General features: G+C 67.8%; 20 protein-coding genes. 16 read left to right on the forward strand and 4 right to left on the reverse strand.

All coding sequences use genetic code 11. From position 1 onward, the window contains the following. The first annotated feature begins 66 nt into the window (after positions 1-66). From AB4Y68_RS03325 to AB4Y68_RS03335, 3 genes are all read left to right on the forward strand, one after another. Positions 67-708, forward strand: coding sequence for a hypothetical protein (locus AB4Y68_RS03325; RefSeq protein ID WP_441454076.1), 642 nt, complete (start codon positions 67-69; stop codon positions 706-708). Positions 709-767: 59 nt separating this feature from the next. Then, positions 768-1,001 carry a transcriptional regulator gene (locus tag AB4Y68_RS03330; protein WP_441454078.1) on the forward strand — a complete coding sequence of 78 codons (234 nt, stop codon included), beginning with the start codon at positions 768-770 and terminating at the stop codon, positions 999-1,001. Positions 1,002-1,153: 152 nt separating this feature from the next. Then, positions 1,154-1,420 carry a hypothetical protein gene (locus tag AB4Y68_RS03335; protein ID WP_441454079.1) on the forward strand — a complete coding sequence of 89 codons (267 nt, stop codon included), beginning with the start codon at positions 1,154-1,156 and terminating at the stop codon, positions 1,418-1,420. Between the two features lie 13 nt (positions 1,421-1,433). On the opposite strand, the gene AB4Y68_RS03340 is transcribed toward AB4Y68_RS03335, so the two are convergent. Genes AB4Y68_RS03340 through AB4Y68_RS03350 form a run of 3 tightly spaced genes read right to left on the reverse strand, consistent with a single transcriptional unit; the run spans position 1,434 to position 4,923 of the window. Then, a complete protein-coding gene (locus AB4Y68_RS03340) occupies positions 1,434-2,393 on the reverse strand; it encodes a hypothetical protein (protein WP_441454081.1) in 960 nt (319 codons plus the stop codon). After that, positions 2,393-3,553, reverse strand: coding sequence for a glutamine-hydrolyzing carbamoyl-phosphate synthase small subunit (gene carA / locus AB4Y68_RS03345; RefSeq protein WP_441454083.1), 1,161 nt, complete (start codon positions 3,551-3,553; stop codon positions 2,393-2,395). The genes AB4Y68_RS03340 and carA overlap by 1 nt, the downstream gene beginning before the upstream one ends. Before the next feature lie 47 nt (positions 3,554-3,600). After that, the gene (locus AB4Y68_RS03350; protein ID WP_441454085.1) at positions 3,601-4,923 is read right to left on the reverse strand and encodes an amino acid permease; all 1,323 of its coding nucleotides are present in this window, start codon (positions 4,921-4,923) and stop codon (positions 3,601-3,603) included. A gap of 234 nt (positions 4,924-5,157) precedes the next feature. Here AB4Y68_RS03350 and AB4Y68_RS03355 point away from each other — a divergent pair, with 234 nt between their 5' ends. From AB4Y68_RS03355 to trxB, 12 genes are all read left to right on the forward strand, one after another. Then, positions 5,158-5,862, forward strand: coding sequence for an HAD family hydrolase (locus AB4Y68_RS03355; RefSeq protein ID WP_441454087.1), 705 nt, complete (start codon positions 5,158-5,160; stop codon positions 5,860-5,862). 146 nt (positions 5,863-6,008) lie between these two features. Next, complete coding sequence (locus AB4Y68_RS03360) at positions 6,009-6,284, forward strand: hypothetical protein (RefSeq protein WP_292034250.1); 276 nt, start codon at positions 6,009-6,011, stop codon at positions 6,282-6,284. 10 nt (positions 6,285-6,294) lie between these two features. Next, positions 6,295-9,594 (forward strand): carbamoyl-phosphate synthase large subunit, encoded by a 3,300-nt coding sequence (gene carB, locus AB4Y68_RS03365; protein WP_441454089.1) that lies wholly within the window; start codon positions 6,295-6,297, stop codon positions 9,592-9,594. Between the two features lie 240 nt (positions 9,595-9,834). Next, positions 9,835-10,134: a DUF1294 domain-containing protein gene (locus AB4Y68_RS03370; protein WP_441454091.1), complete on the forward strand. Its 300-nt coding sequence runs from the start codon at positions 9,835-9,837 to the stop codon at positions 10,132-10,134. Between the two features lie 70 nt (positions 10,135-10,204). After that, on the forward strand, positions 10,205-11,521 hold the full coding sequence (locus tag AB4Y68_RS03375) for an amidohydrolase (RefSeq protein WP_441454093.1): 1,317 nt from the start codon (positions 10,205-10,207) through the stop codon (positions 11,519-11,521). A gap of 22 nt (positions 11,522-11,543) precedes the next feature. Further along, positions 11,544-12,212 carry a glutathione S-transferase gene (locus tag AB4Y68_RS03380; RefSeq protein ID WP_441454095.1) on the forward strand — a complete coding sequence of 223 codons (669 nt, stop codon included), beginning with the start codon at positions 11,544-11,546 and terminating at the stop codon, positions 12,210-12,212. Between the two features lie 68 nt (positions 12,213-12,280). Beyond that, on the forward strand, positions 12,281-12,493 hold the full coding sequence (locus AB4Y68_RS03385; protein WP_441454097.1) for a hypothetical protein: 213 nt from the start codon (positions 12,281-12,283) through the stop codon (positions 12,491-12,493). Between the two features lie 162 nt (positions 12,494-12,655). Continuing rightward, complete coding sequence (greA, locus tag AB4Y68_RS03390) at positions 12,656-13,129, forward strand: transcription elongation factor GreA (RefSeq protein WP_441454099.1); 474 nt, start codon at positions 12,656-12,658, stop codon at positions 13,127-13,129. Between the two features lie 4 nt (positions 13,130-13,133). Next, positions 13,134-13,553: a VOC family protein gene (locus AB4Y68_RS03395; RefSeq protein ID WP_441454101.1), complete on the forward strand. Its 420-nt coding sequence runs from the start codon at positions 13,134-13,136 to the stop codon at positions 13,551-13,553. After that, positions 13,550-14,539, forward strand: a complete 990-nt coding sequence (locus AB4Y68_RS03400; protein ID WP_441454103.1) for a mitochondrial fission ELM1 family protein — start codon at positions 13,550-13,552, stop codon at positions 14,537-14,539. The genes AB4Y68_RS03395 and AB4Y68_RS03400 overlap by 4 nt, the downstream gene beginning before the upstream one ends. 217 nt (positions 14,540-14,756) lie before the next feature. Next, entirely contained in the window at positions 14,757-15,101 is a 345-nt protein-coding gene (locus AB4Y68_RS03405; RefSeq protein WP_441454104.1) for a hypothetical protein, read from the forward strand. A 266-nt stretch (positions 15,102-15,367) separates the two neighbouring features. Then, the gene (trxB, locus tag AB4Y68_RS03410) at positions 15,368-16,375 is read left to right on the forward strand and encodes a thioredoxin-disulfide reductase (protein WP_441454105.1); all 1,008 of its coding nucleotides are present in this window, start codon (positions 15,368-15,370) and stop codon (positions 16,373-16,375) included. Positions 16,376-16,477: 102 nt separating this feature from the next. Here the strand turns inward: trxB and AB4Y68_RS03415 are convergent, their stop codons facing one another. Continuing rightward, the gene (locus AB4Y68_RS03415; RefSeq protein ID WP_441454106.1) at positions 16,478-17,167 is read right to left on the reverse strand and encodes a hypothetical protein; all 690 of its coding nucleotides are present in this window, start codon (positions 17,165-17,167) and stop codon (positions 16,478-16,480) included. Positions 17,168-17,413: 246 nt separating this feature from the next. Between AB4Y68_RS03415 and AB4Y68_RS03420 the strand changes: the two genes are divergently transcribed. Then, positions 17,414-18,457, forward strand: a complete 1,044-nt coding sequence (locus AB4Y68_RS03420) for an AraC family transcriptional regulator (RefSeq protein ID WP_441454107.1) — start codon at positions 17,414-17,416, stop codon at positions 18,455-18,457. Positions 18,458-18,505 lie beyond the last annotated feature (48 nt).

Genomic DNA, 18,505 nt, shown 5'->3' on the forward strand with positions numbered 1-18,505 from the left:
GCTTGACTCGACTACTTTATAATTAAAAGTAGTCATACACCTATTTGGCAACCGAGAGACCTGCTCATGTCCGATACGCCGCCCGCCAGCGCCGCCGCAGACCTGGCCTATCTGAAACGCCTCGCCGTCGCCGGTCGCGGCGAGCCGGCGCCCTTCCTGCTGTTGATGGCCGTGTTCGGCGGGGCCTATGGCTTCGGACTTCTTGCAGTCCTCCTCGCCTTCCTGATCGAAGGCGCGCCGCAACCCGGAAAGACTTTGGGTCCCATTTCCGATTTCCTCGGCTCATGGGTTTTCATCGCGGCCCACCTCGCCTTTCTGACCGCTCTGGTCTGGACGGCCTGGCGGATGATCGGCCCGAACCGCGCGCGCCTCAACCGCGCTGCTTCGGCGACGTGGTCGGCCAGCTTCATCGCTCTGGTCGCGATCATCGCAGCCTTGAGATTGTTTACCCGCGGCGAACCCTCCACCGACGCGGTGCACACCGCGCAATTTATCGGCCCGATCCTTCTCGTGCTGTGGGGCAGCGCCTGGTGGGTCACGGCGATAACCAGTGACAGACGCTGGCTGCTGCTGATCGCGGTCGGCAGTTTCAGCGCAGCCGTCGCCCTGGCCGGGGTCGGCCAGTCTATCCTCGCCCTGCCGATCATGTGCGCCTGCCTGATCGGCCTGGCCTTCGTTCCCGCCGTTCTGCTGATCCGCAAGCGATGACGACAATGGGAAGTCCCCACGTCGATCCTCTACTGGCGCATCGGACAAGGGCGGGCGTCATGGCCTATCTGTCCGCCGATGGAGACGGCGACTTCACCGAACTGGCCCAGGCGCTCGACATTCCGAACAACGCCCTGTCCTCCCAGCTGTATCGACTGGAGGCCGCCGACTATGTGCGGCTGGAGAAGGGTTTTCTCGGTCGTCGCCCCCGGACCCGCGTCCGCCTGACCGCAACCGGACGAGCGGCCTGGGCTTCGCACCTGGAGCAACTCGAAGCAGGCTTTCCGCGCTGACCTACTTCCACGCCGGGCAGCTCTTCCGCGTTAGGTTTTGGTTAACCAAAAAGGCCGGTTCGGGCGCGCGCTCGACTGAATGCGGACGAATTCACGCGCGACACCATGATTATCCACAGCCTGTGGGTTGATTCGCTTCAAGGAAGCTCTTGATGTTCATCGCCATCGCCCGTCCGGCGGTGGAGCCCCAAGACCCCGACGCCGTCGCCGTCCCCGGCTCCCCCGCCATTCCGTTCCTGACGCCCCGCGCCCTGCACGCGCGCCTGCTCGACAACGCCGCCGCGCGTCGTCGTCGCGGGCTGGAGCGCAAGCTGGCCCGTCGATCCGAGGACGCCGCCTACTGGATCTCCGCCGCGCCGATGGCGGTCAGGAAGGCGGCGGACCTGCGCCACGAGGCCGCCCTGGCCGTCCTGCCCTGACGAGGTCGGGGACCTAGCGCAGTTCCGGCAGACGCCGCATCAGCGAATCGCGCAGCTTGCGCCGACGCTCGGCCGAGGATTTCGGGCGGCGGCGCTCGCGATGCTCCATCCCGCCGCCCCAGCGGTCATGCATGGCCGCCGCCAGGATAGGATGCCGGTCGTGCTGATGGACGACGGGGCTGACGCTGCCGTCGGGGTTGACGATTTGGCCGTCCGTCACGCGCAGATTCTCGCTCGGCGTCAGACCCAACGTCGCCACGCGACCGTAGTTGGACGCGATCTCGCCCTCGATCAGGCCCAGATGCACGGCGATGTTGCAGGCGGCCTGATCGGCCCCGAACGCGCCGCCGATCTCCGAGCGCGGCACGGCGGCCAGCATCAGCAGGGTCCGGCAGAAGCGCATCATGGCCTCGCGCGGCCCCATCACCGTGCCGACGCAGACGCAGGGCTTGTCGGCCAGGGCGCGGGCGACAGCCTCGCCGCCGACCCCGCGCAGATATTTCATGTTGAAGGCGTGGTCGGCCAGGACGCCGTCGGCGTACTCGTTGAAGAACTCCAGCCCCTGGGGCTGCGGCTCGAACGGCGCGGCCTGGAACACCACGTCGCGCACGTCGGTCAACAGGACGTTGCGCGCCTCGGGCCGCTCGCTCATCAGCCGGTCAAAGGCGGCGAAGCGCGCCACCACCGGGTGCGGCGACCAGGTCTCGACCGTCGACGGGGCCACGGCCTCGATGCGGTTCTCGGCCAGGAAGGCCAGCAGCGGCGGGTCCTGATCCACGACCAGAACCACCGGCCCATGGAACACCGCGCGCAGCGACCGCACGAACGGCGCCACGTCGGCGGCGTCATAGCCGGTGGCGTAGCCCAGGATCAGGTCGTCCGTCGCCGCCGCAGGCGCAGATTTCCCTCGCCCGTCCAGCATCGCCGCGGCGAGCCAGCCCAGATACGCCGACTTCGCCGCAGGTGCCGACATTACGACCTCATGAAGTCCGCGAAGCGGTTGAACAGATACAGGCTGTCCGTCGGCCCGGGAGAAGCTTCAGGATGGTGCTGGACACTGAAGACCGGCTTGCCCTTCAGCGCAATGCCGCAGTTGGTGCCGTCGAACAGGGAGACGTGGGTTTCCTCCACGGCGTCCGGCAGGCTGTCCCGGTCCACCGAGAACTCGTGGTTCATCGACACGATCTCGACCTTGCCCGTGGTCAGGTCCTTGACCGGGTGGTTGGCGCCGTGGTGGCCCTGATCCATCTTCAGGGTCTTGGCGCCCAGGGCGATGGCCAGCATCTGGTGGCCCAGGCAGATGCCCATCAGGGGCTTGCCGCTGGCGACCAGCTTCTTGATTTCCGGCACGGCATAGACGCCGGTCGCGGCCGGATCGCCCGGACCGTTCGACAGGACCACGCCGTCGGGATTGCGGGCCAGGATGGCCTCGGCCGAGGTCGTCGCCGGCACCACAGTGATCTTGACGCCGGTCGAGGCCAGGGCGCGCAGGATGTTGCGCTTCACGCCGAAGTCCATGACCACCACCGACTTGTCGGTCGCGTCCACCTTGGGATAGCCCGCGGGCCATTCCCAGACGCCCTCGTTCCAGTCGAAGGCCTGCGTCGTCGAGGCTTCTTTCGCCAGGTCCAGACCGACCAGGCCGGTCCAGGCCTTGGCCTGAGCCACCAGGGCGTCGAGGTCGAACTGGCCGTCCGGGTGGTGGGCGATGACCGCGTGGGGCGCGCCCTTGTCGCGGATCAGCTTGGTCAGGGCGCGGGTGTCGACGCCCGACAGGCCGACCACGCCGCGGCGCTTCATCCAGCTGTCGAGGTCGCCTCCCGAGCGCCAGTTGGCCGGATCAGTCGGGGCGTCGCGGAAGATCGCGCCGCGCGCCGAGGTCCCCGCGCCGTCGCCGATCTGCTCCACGTCCTCGACGTTCACGCCGACGTTGCCGACGTGGGGGAAGGTGAAGGCCAGGATCTGGCTCATGTAGGAGGGGTCGGTCAGGATTTCCTGATAGCCCGTCATGGCGGTGTTGAAGACCACCTCGCCGAGCGCCGTGCCGACGGCGCCGACGCCGATCCCCTGCAGGATGGTGCCGTCAGCGAGCGCGAGGACGCCAGTGGCGCCGGACAGAATCTGGGTCGTCATGGCGCAGGCTCCTAACAGTGAATACGGGCGGGCAAACGGCGGCGTGACTAAAGAGATGCAGGGGCCGGGTCAACACGTCCCCCGCGCCCTTTTCGCACCCAGAGCCACGCCAGGCTGGTCAGGGCGAAGAATCCGACGCTGGGCAGGATGTAGCCGCCCGCCGCCGCCGCGACCGCAAAGACCGAGAAGACTACGCCGATCACGGCCATGGCGCGCCAGCCGGGCGCCCTGGTCAGCTTCCACAGCGTGATCGAGCACAGGGCGTAGAGGCAGAGCGTCAGCACCGAGGTGGCGCCGATCAGGACGCCGAACTGCTGGCCCAGCGTCGGCTGGGTGCTGGCGATGACCATGACGCTCATGATGACGCAGTTCAGGATCGGATTGCTGAGGGGCGTCTTGCCCTTCTGCGCGCCGCCGAACCAGCGCGGCATCCAGCCGGCCTCGGCCGCGCCGCGCGAGGTCTCGCCCGCCAGCATGGTCCAGCCGGCGATGGTGCCCAGCACCTTGATGACGGCGCAGGCCGCGACCAGTCCCGCCACGGACGAGCCCATCACCCGCGCCACCAGATCGGCGTAGGGGCTGGTCGAATGGACTAGGACGTCGGCGGGAATGACGCCGAAGACAGCGATGCTGGCGGCGACATAGACGATGAAGGCGAGGGCGACGCCGCCCAGCGAGGCGCGACCCACGTCGACGGCCGGGTTCTTGACCAGGCTGGACAGGGCGGCGGCGCTTTCGACGCCCAGGAAGGCCCAGAAGATGATGGCCAGCGAGGCCGGGACCGTCTTCAGCAGCGGCTGGTCGCCCGGGCTCCACGAGGCCGCGAAGGTATCGCCGCTGAAGGCCATGGCCCCGGCGATGATGGCCAGGATGATGGGGATCAGGCCCAGGCCGAGCGTGATCGCGCCGAACCGCGCGGCGGTCTTGGCCCCCGAGGCATAGGCCGCCGTCGTCAGCCAGATCAGCGCCAGATTGCTGACCGCCGCCCACAGCGGCTCCTTCAGCGCGGGAATGAAGAAGGCCAGATAGCCGGTCCCCGCCACCGCCAGCGCCACGTTCCCGGCCAGGCAGGCGGCCCAGTAGGCCACGCCCGTCTGGTAGCCGATGAACCGGCCCATGCCGCGCCGGGTGAAGTCCGACAGGCCGTCGGCGTCCGGCTGCATCCGGCCCAGACCGCCGAACACCAGCGCCAGGGTCACCGCCCCCACGCCGCAGATCAGCCAACCGATGATGCTCGAACTGCCCGTCGGCGCCAGGGTCGCCGGCAACAGATAGACCCCCGACCCGATCATGTTCCCGGCCACCACCAGGGCGGCGAGCGCCCATCCGATGCGGTGCGGCGGGTCGGGCAGGATTTCCGTCTGGGTCATGTTCGCCGCATAGACTGAAATGTCGCACCCGTCGCCCTCAAGATTCCAAACCCTCTCCCGCTCATCCCGGCGGACGCCGGGATCCAGTCCTTTGGCTGCACGCACGGCGAGCGGCCTTCACGGCGCTCTATTCCGCCGTCGAGGACGAGGCTCTCACTGGGTCCCGGCGTCCGCCGGGATGAGCGGATTTTGAGGAGCCGTGCTAAAGGCCCCGCCGAAGATTCTGGAGCCCCCATGACCATCACCACGGTCGGCCTCGATGCCGACGACACCCTCTGGCACAACGAGACCATCTTCCGCCTCAGCCAGAAGCGGTTCGTGGACCTGCTGGCCGATCACGCCGACGAGCCGGTGATGATGGGGCGTCTGGCCGAGGTCGAGCGCCGCAACCTGCGTCTCTATGGCTACGGCGTGAAGGGCTTCACCCTGTCGATGCTGGAGACGGCGATGGAGCTGTGCGACGGCGCCGCCCCGCCCCACGTCATCCGCGAGATTCTGGCCGCCGGCCGCGAGATGCTGTCCCATCCGGTCGAGACCCTGCCCGGCGTCGACGAGGTCCTGGCCGAACTGTCCGAGACCTACCGCCTGGTGCTGATCACCAAGGGCGACCTGATGGATCAGGAGCGCAAGCTGGCCGCCTCGGGCCTGGGCGACCTGTTCGCCGCCGTCGAGATCGTCTCGGAAAAGGACCGCTCGACCTATGAGCGCGTCTTCGCGCGCCATGGCACCGGCGCCGCCGAGGCCGTCATGGCCGGCAACTCGATGAAGTCCGACGTCCTGCCCGCGCTGGAGGCCGGGGCCTTCGCCTGCCACATCCCCTACGAGATCACCTGGGCCCACGAACTGGCCGACGCGCCGGAAAATCACCCCCGCTACGTCTCGCTCAGCCGCATCGGCGAACTGCCAGACTGGATCGCCGCGATCGACCGCGCGGACTGAATCTAGGCCTTGCCCCCCCGCCCCCGCATCTCTAAACGGGCCGCTTAACCGACAACCAGAACGGATCGGTCGCGGGCCTCGCCCTGCGTCCGGTTTCTTCGCGCGCGTGGAGCCCGCCGCTGACCAGTCATGAGGAAAAGGATGCTATGGTGCGCGCTGCTCTGGCCGAGCAGGGCGACAGCGGGATCACCCCGCGCCATACGCTGTTCTACTTCTATGGCGAAGGCGACCACGGCGACCTCAACGAGGTGGCCCGCCGCGCCGGGTTTCTGACACGGGGCCAGGACGACATGACCGTCCTGGAGACGACCATAGCGGTCGACGAGGCGTCGTTTTCGCCGGTGTCGGCCATGATGCAATCCTGGGCCGCGGCCTTCCAGCTCGACTACGACGGCTGGGAGTGTGCGGTCGTGACGAACTGAGTAGCAGCCGATGCCCAAGCGCACAGACATCCAGTCCATCCTGATCATCGGCGCCGGCCCGATCGTCATCGGCCAGGCGTGTGAGTTCGACTATTCCGGCGTTCAGGCCTGCAAGGCGCTGAAGGCCGAGGGCTACCGGGTCATCCTGGTCAACTCGAACCCCGCCACCATCATGACCGATCCTGAGGTGGCCGACGCCACCTACATCGAGCCGATCACGCCCGAGATCGTCGAGAAGATCATCGCCAAGGAGCGGCCCGACGCCCTGCTGCCCACCATGGGCGGCCAGACCGCGCTGAACACGGCCCTGGCCCTGAACGCCTCGGGCGCGCTGGCGAAATACGGCGTCGAGATGATCGGCGCCAAGGCCGAGGTCATCGACAAGGCCGAGGACCGTCAGAAGTTCCGCGACGCCATGGACAAGCTGGGTCTGGAAAGCCCCCGCTCGCGCGCCGTCCACCACATTGAAGAAGCCGACGACGCCCTGGCCTTCGTCGGCCTGCCGGCCATCATCCGCCCGTCCTTCACCCTGGCCGGCACCGGCGGCGGCATCGCCTACAACATCGAGGAGTTCCACGAGATCGTGGAGCGCGGCCTCGACCTGTCGCCGACCACCGAGGTCCTGATCGAAGAGTCGGTCCTGGGCTGGAAGGAATACGAGATGGAGGTCGTCCGCGACACGGCGGACAACTGCATCATCATCTGCTCGATCGAGAACATCGACCCGATGGGCGTCCACACGGGCGACTCGATCACCGTGGCCCCGGCCCTGACGCTGACCGACAAAGAATACCAGCTGATGCGGACGGGTTCGATCAACGTCCTGCGCGAGATCGGCGTCGAGACCGGCGGCTCCAACGTCCAGTGGGCGATCAACCCGGCCGACGGCCGCATGGTCGTCATCGAGATGAACCCGCGCGTGTCGCGCTCCTCGGCCCTGGCCTCCAAGGCCACCGGCTTCCCCATCGCCAAGATCGCCGCCAAACTGGCCGTCGGCTATACGCTGGACGAACTGACCAACGACATCACCATGGTGACGCCGGCCAGCTTCGAGCCGTCGATCGACTATGTGGTCACCAAGATCCCGCGCTTCGCCTTCGAGAAGTATCCGGGCTCGGAGCCGCACCTGACCACGGCCATGAAGTCGGTCGGCGAGGTCATGGCCATCGGCCGCACCTTCCAGGAATCCATGCAGAAGGCTCTGCGCGGTCTGGAAACCGGCCTGAACGGCTTTGACGACATCGAGATCAAGGGCGTCGCCGACGCCGACGACGATGCCGGCGCCCGCGCCGCCGTCATCCGCGCCCTGGGCAAGCCGACCCCCGACCGCATCCGCGTCATCGCCCAGGCCTTCCGCCACGGCCTGACGGTGGAAGAGGTCAACGCGGCCTGTTCCTACGAACCCTGGTTCCTGCGCCAGATCGCCGATCTGATCCGCACCGAGGGCCATGTCCGCGTCCAGGGCCTGCCCACGACCGAGATCGACTTCCGCAAGCTCAAGGCCAAGGGCTTCTCCGACGCCCGTCTGGCGGACCTGACCGGCACGACTGAAGTCGCCGTGCGCGCCGCCCGTCGCGGCCTGAAGGTCCGCCCCGTGTTCAAGCGTATCGACACCTGCGCCGCCGAGTTCGCCTCGGCCACCGCCTATATGTATTCGACCTATGAGACCGGCGCCCTGGGCCAGGTCCCCGAGTGCGAAGCCGATCCGTCGGACAAGAAGAAGGCCATCATCCTCGGCGGCGGTCCCAACCGGATCGGTCAGGGCATCGAGTTCGACTACTGCTGCTGCCACGCGGCCTTCGCCTTCGCCGACATCGGCGTCGAGTCGATCATGGTCAACTGCAACCCCGAGACCGTCTCGACCGACTACGACACCTCGGACCGCCTCTATTTCGAGCCTCTGACCGAAGAGGACGTGCTGGAGCTGATCGACGTCGAACGCTCCAAGGGCGACCTGATCGGCGTGGTCGTGCAGTTCGGCGGCCAGACCCCGCTGAAGCTGGCCCACGCCCTGCAGGAAGACGGCGTGCCGATCCTGGGCACATCCGTCGACTCCATCGACCTGGCCGAGGACCGCGAACGCTTCCAGCAGATGCTGCAGGCCATCGGCCTGATGCAGCCGCCGAACGGCCTGGCCCGCTCGGCCGAGGAAGCCGCGCAGAAGGCCGAGGAAGTCGGCTATCCCGTCGTGCTCCGCCCCTCCTACGTCCTGGGCGGCCGCGGCATGATGATCGTCCACGACCGTGAACAGCTGGACCGTTACGTCCATGAGGCCATGCGCGTCTCGGGCAGCGACCCCGTCCTGATCGACCACTACCTGAACCGCGCCACCGAGGTGGACGTCGACGCCCTGTGCGACGACGAGACCGTCTTCGTCGCCGGCGTGCTGGAACACATCGAGGAAGCCGGCGTCCACTCGGGCGACAGCGCCTGCTCCATGCCGCCCTTCTCGCTGCGTCCCGAGATCGTGGCCGAGCTGAAGCGCCAGACCACCGCCATGGCCAAGGCCCTGAAGGTGCGCGGCCTGATGAACGTGCAGTTCGCCATCGAGGAACCGCACAGCGCCGAACCGCGCATCTTCGTCCTGGAAGTGAACCCGCGCGCCAGCCGCACGGCGCCCTTCGTGGCCAAGACCATCGGCCAGCCCATCGCCGCCATCGCCGCCAAGGTCATGGCCGGCGAGAAGCTGGCCTCCTTTGGCCTGGTGGATCGCGAACTGCAGCATATCGCGGTCAAGGAAGCCGTCTTCCCCTTCGCCCGCTTTGCTGGCGTCGACACCATCCTGGGCCCGGAAATGCGCTCGACCGGCGAGGTCATGGGCCTGGACTGGAAGCGTGAAGGCGAGGCCGATCTGGCCCCCGCCTTCGCCCGCGCCTTCGCCAAGTCGCAGATCGGCGGCGGCACCGTCCTGCCGACCGAAGGCTGCGCCTTCGTCTCGGTCAAGGACGCCGACAAGCCCTTCATTCTGGAAGCGGTGAAGTCGCTGCTGGCCCAGGGCTTCTCGGTCGTCGCCACCTCCGGCACCCACGACTATCTCAAGTCGGAAGGCGTCGAGGTCGGTCTGGTCAAGAAGGTGCTGGAAGGCCGTCCCAACATCGTCGACGCCATGAAGAACGGCGAGATCCAGCTGGTCTTCAACACCACCGACGGCAAGCAGGCCCTGGCCGACAGCTTCTCCATCCGCCGCACGGCCCTGATGATGAAGATCCCCTACTACACCACCGCCGCCGGCTCGCTGGCCGCCGCGCAAGGCATCGCCGCCATCCGCGCCGGCGAACTGGATGTCCGCCCGGTGCAGTCCTACAACTGAGCCCCGGCCCAGGTCTGACACAGCCCCCGGCGTTCCGACGCCGGGGGCTTTTTCGTGGGCCCCCTCTCCTCCCGCTCATCCCGGCGGACGCCGGGATCCAGTAAGAGCCCCGCTCACGGTCCCGTCCTCTGAGCCTCAAAGCCAAAGGACTGGATCCCGGCGTCCGCCGGGATGAGCGGGTGGAAACCCTTTTTCAGCGATCGCTGCGGCACTCTGCGTCATCAAAGCCTGAGCGACGCCATGCCCCTGTCGATGATCGACCTGACCCTGCTGCTTCTGCTGGCCGGAAACCTGATCGCCTTCCTGCTGTTCTGGCTCGACAAGACGGCGGCACAGAACGGCGACTGGCGCATCTCCGAGAGCGCGCTGCTGTTGGCGGTCCTCTACGGCGGCCTGGGGGCCTGGATGGGTCAACACATCCTGCGCCACAAGACCCGCAAGGAGCCGTTCCGCACCCAGTTGGGCCTCTTGCTCAGCCTCTATGTGCTGGCGCTTCTGACCGCCGCCGCCTTCGTCATTGTGCCCGCCCTCGCCGCCTAGAGAGCGCGATCACGACGCTTGCCGTCCCTCGTGAAAGGCATAAGCTCGCCCCAGGGATCAAGGGGATGACATGAAACGACTGACGATCACGGCTGCCTTGGCGGCGGTTCTGGCGGCGGGCGCCGCACCGGTGGCGGCGCAGGACGCCGGGCTGAAGGCGGCGGTCAAGGCGGACTACGACGCCAACCTCGCCGCCCTGTTCGACCATTTCCACCGCAACCCCGAACTGTCGGGCCTGGAGGTCCAGACCTCGGCCCGCATGGCGCAGGAGCTGCGCGCGCTGGGCTATGAGGTCACCACCGGCGTCGGCGGCACGGGCGTGGTCGCGGTGCTGAAGAACGGCGCTGGCCCCACGGTCATGATCCGCGCCGACATGGACGGCCTGCCTCTGGCCGAGAACTCCGGCCTCGCCAACGCCTCGACCGTGCGTCAGGTCGACTCGGACGGGGTCGAGAAGCCGGTCATGCACGCCTGCGGTCACGACGTGCACATCACCGCCCTGGTCGGCACCGCCCGCCAGCTGGCGGCGCGCAAGGCCAACTGGTCCGGCACCCTGGTCCTGATCGCCCAGCCGGCGGAGGAGCGCATCTTCGGCGCCCGGGCCATGGTCAGCGACGGCCTCTACACCCGCTTTCCCAAGCCGGACTACGCCCTGGCCTTCCACGTCTCGGCCGACACGCCGACCGGCAAGATCGAGGCGCCGCTGGGCATCTCTTCGTCCAGTTCGGACAGCGTGGACATCACCGTGCACGGCGTGGGAACCCACGGCGCCTCGCCGCATCTGGGCGTCGATCCGGTGCTGGTGGCCTCGCAGATCGTGGTGTCGCTGCAATCCCTGCGCAGCCGCGAGACCAGCCCCCTGGAAGGGGCTGTCGTCACCGTCGGCGCCATCCACGGCGGCATCAAGCACAACATCATCTCCGACCGGGTGGCCATGCAACTGACGGTGCGCGCCGACAGCCCCGAGGTCCGGGCGCAGCTGCTGGACGGCATCGACCGGATCACGAAGAACACGGCGCTTGCGCTCGGCGTGCCCGAGGACAAGCTGCCGACCGTGACCCGTTCGGCGCTGGAGAACACCCCGCCGACCGTCAACGACGCCGCCACCGCCACCCGCGTGCGGGCCGCCTTCGTCGCCGGTCTGGGCGAGGACATCCTGATCGACAAGCCTCGCACGAGCATGGGCGCCGAGGACTTCGCCTATTTCGTCACCCCCGACAGCGGGGTGAAGGGCGTCTATTTCCAGGTCGGCGGCACCCCCGCCGATCAGGTGGACAAGGCTCCCGGCCACCACTCGCCCCTGTTCCGCATCACGCCCGAACCGGCCGTCACCCTGGGGGTCGAGGGCTCGGTCCTGGCCGCCGAAGCCCTGATGCCGAAAACCTGAATCCAGGACCCGAGGGACCGCCATGATCGTCGTCCATCACCTGAACAACTCTCGCTCGCAGCGCGTCCTCTGGCTGCTGGAGGAGTTGGGCCTGCCCTATGAGATCAAACGCTATGAGCGAGACCCGGCCACCATGCTTGCCCCGCCCGAACTGAAGGCGGTTCATCCCCTGGGCAAGTCGCCGGTGCTGGACGACGGCGACATCCGCGTGGCCGAGACGGGGGCCATCGTCGAATACCTGCTGGACGCTCATGATCCCGAGGGGCGGCTGCGTCCGGCGCGCGGCACGGCGGACGGGCGGCGCTTCACCTACTGGCTGCATTACGCCGAGGGCTCGGCCATGCCGCCCTTGCTGCTGAAGCTGGTCTTCGCGCAACTGCCCAAGCGCGCGCCCGCCCTGGTCCGCCCCCTCGTCAACGGCATAGCGTCCAAGGCCCAGGCCGGCTTCATCGACCCTCAGCTCAAGGCCCATGCCGATTGGCAGGAGGCCGAACTGGCCGCCACCGGCTGGTTCGCCGGCCTGCATTTCAGCGCCGCCGACATCATAATGAGCTTCCCGCTGGAGGCCGCCGCCAGCCGGGCCATCGACCTGTCGGCCTATCCCAACATCGCCCTGTTCCTGAAGGCGATCCACGCCCGCCCGGCCTGGAAACGCGCGCTGGAGCGGGGCGGAGAGTATGCCTACGCCTGATCTCGGCGTTCCTCGATCACGGCTTCGCGAGCCCGCAACCCCGACCCGGCGACGGCGTTTAGCCCCCCATGCGCCTGTCCCTCATCCCCTTGGTCGCCGCCCTGGCCGCCGCCGTCTGTCTGGTCATCGCCTTCATGGCGGCGGGCCTGGACCTGCTCTCCGACCTGTTCATGCTGCTGGCCGTGGCCGCCCTGGTCTTCATCGCCTGGACGGCCCTGCGTCGAGCCCGCGATCGCAACATCGGACGCCGGCAAGCCGGCTCGATCCAGCCCGGTCCGTGAGGCCGATCCACAGGAGGCACGACCGTCGCTCCCGCACAGCTCTTGAGTTTAGCCCAAGGGCGCCCTAGTCTCTCGGCCCCGATCACGCGCGCCCCGTGATCGCGTCTGTGCCGATTAACGTCTCTCATTAGTCTCAGGGCGAAACAAGAAACTCACGACACAATGGAAAAAGTGCCGATGACGGCCGAGGGCTACCGTGTCCTCGACGAGCAGTTGAAGCAATTGAAGCAGGTCGAACGGCCGAGCGTGATTGCGGCCATCTCGGAGGCGCGCGAACACGGCGACCTGTCTGAAAACGCCGAGTATCACGCCGCCAAGGAACGCCAGGGCTGGATCGAAGGCTCGATCGCCGACATCGAGGACAAGCTGTCGCGCGCCCAGGTGATCGACGTGTCCAAGCTGTCGGGCAACCAGGTCAAGTTCGGCGCCACGGTCACCTTCGTGGACGAGGACACCGAGGAAGAAGGCGTCTATCAGATCGTCGGCGAACACGAAGCCGACGTGAAACTGGGCAAGATCTCCATCGCCTCGCCGATCGCCCGCGCCCTGATTTCGAAAGAGATCGGCGACGTGGTCGAGGTCAACACGCCCGGCGGCGTGAAGGCCTATGAGATCCTCAAGGTCGAGTGGAAATAAGCCGATGACCGATCCGACCGAGACGCGTTCGCCTTTGGTGTCGCACGTCTCGGTCGGCGTGTCGGACCTGAGCCGCGCCGCGCGCTTCTATGACGCGGTGATGCAGCCGCTGGGGGCGCGTCGGGTCATGGAACACAGGGCGGGCGTGGCCTGGGGCCGCGCCTTTCCTGAATTCTGGGCCACCCACCCGCACGACGGCCATGACGCCGTTAGCGGCAACGGCGTCCACATCTGCCTGAACGCCGACAGCCCCGAAGCGGTCGAACGCTTCCACGCCGCGGGCCTCGCCGTCGGCGGCTTCAACGACGGCGCGCCGGGCTTCCGCCCCGAATACGCCCCCGGCTATTACGCCGCCTTCCTGCGCGATCCGGACGGCAACAAGATCGAGGCCCTGTGCTGGGTCCGCCCGACCGAGACGCCTTGACCCCTCCCCCTTCTTCGCCGCTGGCCATCTGGGTCGTCTCCGACGGCCGCGCCGGGATCGAGAACCAGGCCCTGGGCTTGGCCGAGGCCGTCCGGCGGCTGACGCCCGCCGACATCGCCATCCAGCACGTCCGCTGGCGCCCCGCCTTCGACCGCTGGCCCTCCGGGCTGAAGAGCCCCGCCATGCTGGCGCCGGGGTCGTTCGATCCGCGCGCCGTGACCGACTGGCCCGACCTGTGGATCGCCGCCGGCCGCGCCACCCTGCCCCTGTCGGCCAAGGCCCGCGACTGGAGCGGCGGCAAGACCTTCGTGGTCCAGACCCAGGACCCGCGCTGGCGCAACAAGGCCTATGACCTGATCGTCGCCCCGGCCCATGACGGCCTGTCGGGCGACAATGTCTTCGAGATCGTCGGCAGTCCCCACCGCATCACCGCACAGACTCTGGCCGAGGCCGCGGCCGCCTTCGCCGCGCGCATCGACGCCCTGCCGCATCCGCGCGTCGCCGTCATGATCGGCGGCAAGTCCAAGGCCTTCGACCTGCCCGAAGCCCACGCCGCCGCACTGGCCGACCGCATCAGGGCCTCGGTTCAGGCGGCGGGCGGCTCCCTGCTGCTGACCTTCTCGCGCCGCACGCCCGAGGCGGCGAAAGCGGTCATGACGGAACGACTGTCGGCCCTGCCCGGCTGGATCTGGGACGGGACCGGCGCCAATCCCCTGTTCGCCATGCTGGACGCCGCCGACCACATCCTGGTCACCGAAGACAGCGCCAACATGGCCGCCGAGGCCGCCTCGACCGGCAAGCCGGTCCACGTCCTGCCCATGGTCGCGCTGAAGCCCCCCGGCAAGTTCGCCCGCCTGCACGCTGATCTGGAGGCCCACGGCGCGGCCCGCCCCTTCGACGGGACGCTGACGCCGTGGAGCTATGCCGCGTTGAATGAGACCGAACGGGCCGCGCGCGCCGTGCTGGAGGCCTTGGAGACGCGCTAGTCGTCGTCCCGCTGGCCGAAACACAGGACCATGTCGCGCTCGAATGGCCGACAGGCCCCGCCCCTCGGGCGACGAGGTGGCGCCAAGGCGTCGTCGTACCCATATGAAGGGCTAGAACACAGGATTTCAGCCCGAATGCCGTCGGCGGAGACGCCGGCTGATCGGCTGCGCCTTGATTCTCCCCCGGCTCGACCGCCGCCATTAGAGGACATCCGACTTGATCGAAGAAAACTTCATTCGTCTCTACGCGCATGACTTTAGCCAGATGGCTGGCCGAGCCGAGATGGGACTGGATGTGGATGAAGCGGTGGCGCGGCGCGTTCGCGACGCTGGCGCGCACGCTCAGGTGATGGACCAGCGCAAGGGCAAGGGACATCTGTCCGCCCTGGTTGCGCGTATTCGAGAGGAGGCCGCTCTGTTCAACGGCCGCGTGGTGCGCCAGGGCGCTGACCCCGCCGAGGCGGCGGAGCGTCGTCGATCCTTTCTAGCGAACGTCGCTGATACCCTGGAACGTCTGCGGTCGACGCGTTCGTCGGAGGCCGACAACAAGGCCCTTGCCTGATCGAGCCCTCCGCCTCCGCCAGCGTGGCTCCGCCCACGCCGGCGCGGCCGTCTAGACCGCAGCCATCCGCCCGCTGCGCGGTTCGTGCAGACCATCGGGCGGCTTCGCGGCGCTAGACGCCGTCGTCGCCGTCCGCCTCGGATGCGGGATTGCGCCGATGCCGATCGACATCAGGACCGCGCTGCTGTCCGTTATCGCCGTCAAATCCCTCGCCTGAAACAGCAAGCGAGCATCGCGCTCGAGGGAATCAGCCCTTAAATAGGGGCATGAGCACGCCCCGTACTGTCCGCCTCGCCGTCATCGGCTCCGGTCCCGCTGGTTGGACCGCCGCCATCTATGCCGCCCGCGCCTCGCTGAATCCGGTGGTCATCGCCGGTCTGCAGCCCGGCGGCCAGCTGACCATCACCACGGATGTCGAGAACTATCCCGGCTTCGCCGACGTCATCCAGGGTCCCTGGCTGATGGAGCAGATGCAGAAGCAGGCCGAGCACGTCGGCACGGAGGTCATCCACGACATCGTGGTCAAGGCCGACCTGTCCCAGCGCCCCTTCCGCCTGACGCTGGACTCGGGGACGGAACTTCTGGCCGAAACCGTCATCATCTCGACCGGCGCCCAGGCCAAGTGGCTGGGTCTGGAGTCTGAGGCCCAATACCAGGGCTTCGGCGTCTCGGCCTGCGCCACCTGCGACGGCTTCTTCTATCGCGGCAAGCAGGTCGTGGTCGTCGGCGGCGGCAACACCGCCGTCGAAGAGGCGCTGTTCCTGACCAATTTCGCGGAAAAGGTCACCGTGATCCACCGCAAGAACGAGTTCCGCGCCGAGAAGATCCTGCAGGACCGCCTGTTCGCCCATCCCAAGATCGACGTGGTCTGGGACGTGGCCGTCGATGAAATCCTGGGTGTCGTCGACGGCGTGGCCCGCAACGTCACCGGCGTCCGCCTGAAGAACGTCAAGACCGGCGACCTTTCGGAAATCCCCGCCGATGGCGTCTTCATCGCCATCGGCCACGCCCCCTCGTCCGAACTGTTCGCCGGCCAGCTGGAAATCAGCGCGGGCGGCTATCTGCGGGTCAAGCCGGGCACGGCCTCGACCCATATCGAAGGCGTCTACGCCGCCGGCGACGTCACCGACGACGTCTATCGCCAGGCCGTCACCGCCGCCGGCATGGGCTGCATGGCCGCGCTGGAAGCCGCCCGCTTCCTCGCCGAAGAAGACCACAAGGCCGCCCACCACCCCATCAGCCACGCCGAAGCCGAGAAGATCGGCGCCTGGTAGGCCTCTAGAACACTCCCTCCCCGCCAAGGGGAGGGAGATGATCCCCCTGCCCGGACGGAGGCCTGCCTGCGCCCGGTGCGGGCAGGGCTCAGGTTCCGCTGATCACCCTGCCCGGCGCCTATGGATGATCAGCGCGGTCCCGGCTGCGAGCATCACCCCCAACAGGAGCATCGTCGACTGGGACAAGGCGGGGACCGGGGCTGCGAACCGTCTTGTAACGCTGACATGATCGAAATTGGCCTGTGCGCCGGGCCCGCTCGTGGCGGCCAGTCGGACCCGCAGTTCTTGTCCGACGTCCCCCGGCAAGGCCGCATAGCTGACCGCGCCCCGGACCCAGCCGCCTTCTATCGTCGTGGGGGCGACAGAAGCCACCCTGGTCCCGCCCACGACATTGCCCCCGACGACCAGGCCGCCAATCCATAATTCCAGGACCACGGCGCTCTGCGGGCTGCCATTGCGCCTGCCGAACCAGGCGCTGGCGTCATAGGTCTCTCCGACCGCCACAGTCGCCACCCTCTGAACAAGGCCCTCAGTGGCGCCGGCGACCAGGTTGACGAAAGCGACATTGGCGCCGTCTTTCGCGGCGATATGCGCGGGGTTGTTGAAGGCGCCGTAATTGTTGCCGTCGGCGACGGCGCCCGTCCATGCAGGAATACTGTCCTGCTGTATCTGAGCCACCGACAGGACAGGACTCTCGAAGCTCGGGTTCGTTACAAGGTTTTGAGCCGCCGCCGGCAGCGCCAATCCCATGACAACGGCCCATCCCAGCGCCGAAATAAAGACGTTTCGCATTTGGCCTCACCCAGGCGGGACCTCCCGACAGGCCCCGCCTTCCGGTGCCAGCCTGCCGCTCGACACGGAACGCCCGGCCATCTCAATGTGTGAGATGCACAGGCTAACGCACAGACCTTGGCCGCGCCCTTGGTTGCACGGCGACTTCCCTCCGGACTGGCCCGCGCCTGACGGTTCACAAGCGACGATTTGACGGCCAATGAGGATATCGCCCGAACAAGGGGGCCGCCGCCTTCAGGAGTTCTGTTGACCCAATCCCGCACCATCGCCTGGGACGTTTCAACGTCGACACTGCCCGACGCCCTGGAGCGCTATCTGATCGGGATGGCCGACCTCTATGAGGTCTCGGGGATCAGCGCGCACGACCGCGCCCATTTCTTCAACCGCACCCGAACCACGCTGAGCGCCGTAGGCGGGATCGGCGAGGGACGCTCGGTGCGTCAGACCCTGAGCCGCAGCGGCGCCATGCTGAGGCGCTCAAATCTTGACGGCCTGAACCTGCTCCTCAACCGCTCGGCCACCGTCGGCGACTGTGACGGCCGCAGCGTCAGGGCCGAACCCGGCGCCTTGCAGTTTCGCGACATGGGTCGGGTCTCGTCCTCGCGGCTCGATTCAGTTGATGTGATTACCCTCATGATTCCGCGCAACCTGGCCCCGCCGCCGCTGCTGGCGCCGGACCTGCACGGCCTGGCCCTGCCGCCGAATTCGCCTGGGGTCCGGCTGGTAGGCCGCCACATGCGCGTCCTGGCCGACGAGGCCGAACACCTGCCGGACGCGGCGCTGGATACGGCCATCCAGGCCCTGCTCCTGATCGCGGGGCGGATCGCCGGCATTGAGACGCCCATCGGCGGGCCAGAGCTGGCGGCCTTGCAAGGCACAGTGCGCCGCGCCGCCGTCGACTATATTGAACTTCGCCTGACCACCCCGGAAATCGGCATCGACGTCGACGCTGTCGCCGCCGCGGCGGGCGTATCGCGAGCGACCCTCTACCGGTCGTTCGACGGCGCAGGCGGGGTGAAGCGCTATATCCAGGACCGGCGCCTGCATCATGCCAGAGCCGCGCTGCGACGCCGCCAGGGCCTGAAGCCGACGATCGCCGACATCGCCTGGACCTACGGCTTCATGTCACAGAGTCATTTCAACCGCCTGTTTCGCGAACGCTACGGGTATCCGCCCTCGGACGTCTGCGCCCCCGAGGTGGAGCGTGACATCGTGATGTCGGACGGCCCGATCCGGCACGATCTCCTCAGCGCCTGGCTGACCGAAATCGGGGACCGGCGCCCGATCTAGCGCGGTCCCCCGCGAGTTGTTCAGGGGTCAGGGCATCACGCTCCACCG

The sequence above is a fragment of the Brevundimonas sp. 2YAF1 genome (assembly GCF_052114745.1).
GTDB lineage: Bacteria > Pseudomonadota > Alphaproteobacteria > Caulobacterales > Caulobacteraceae > Brevundimonas.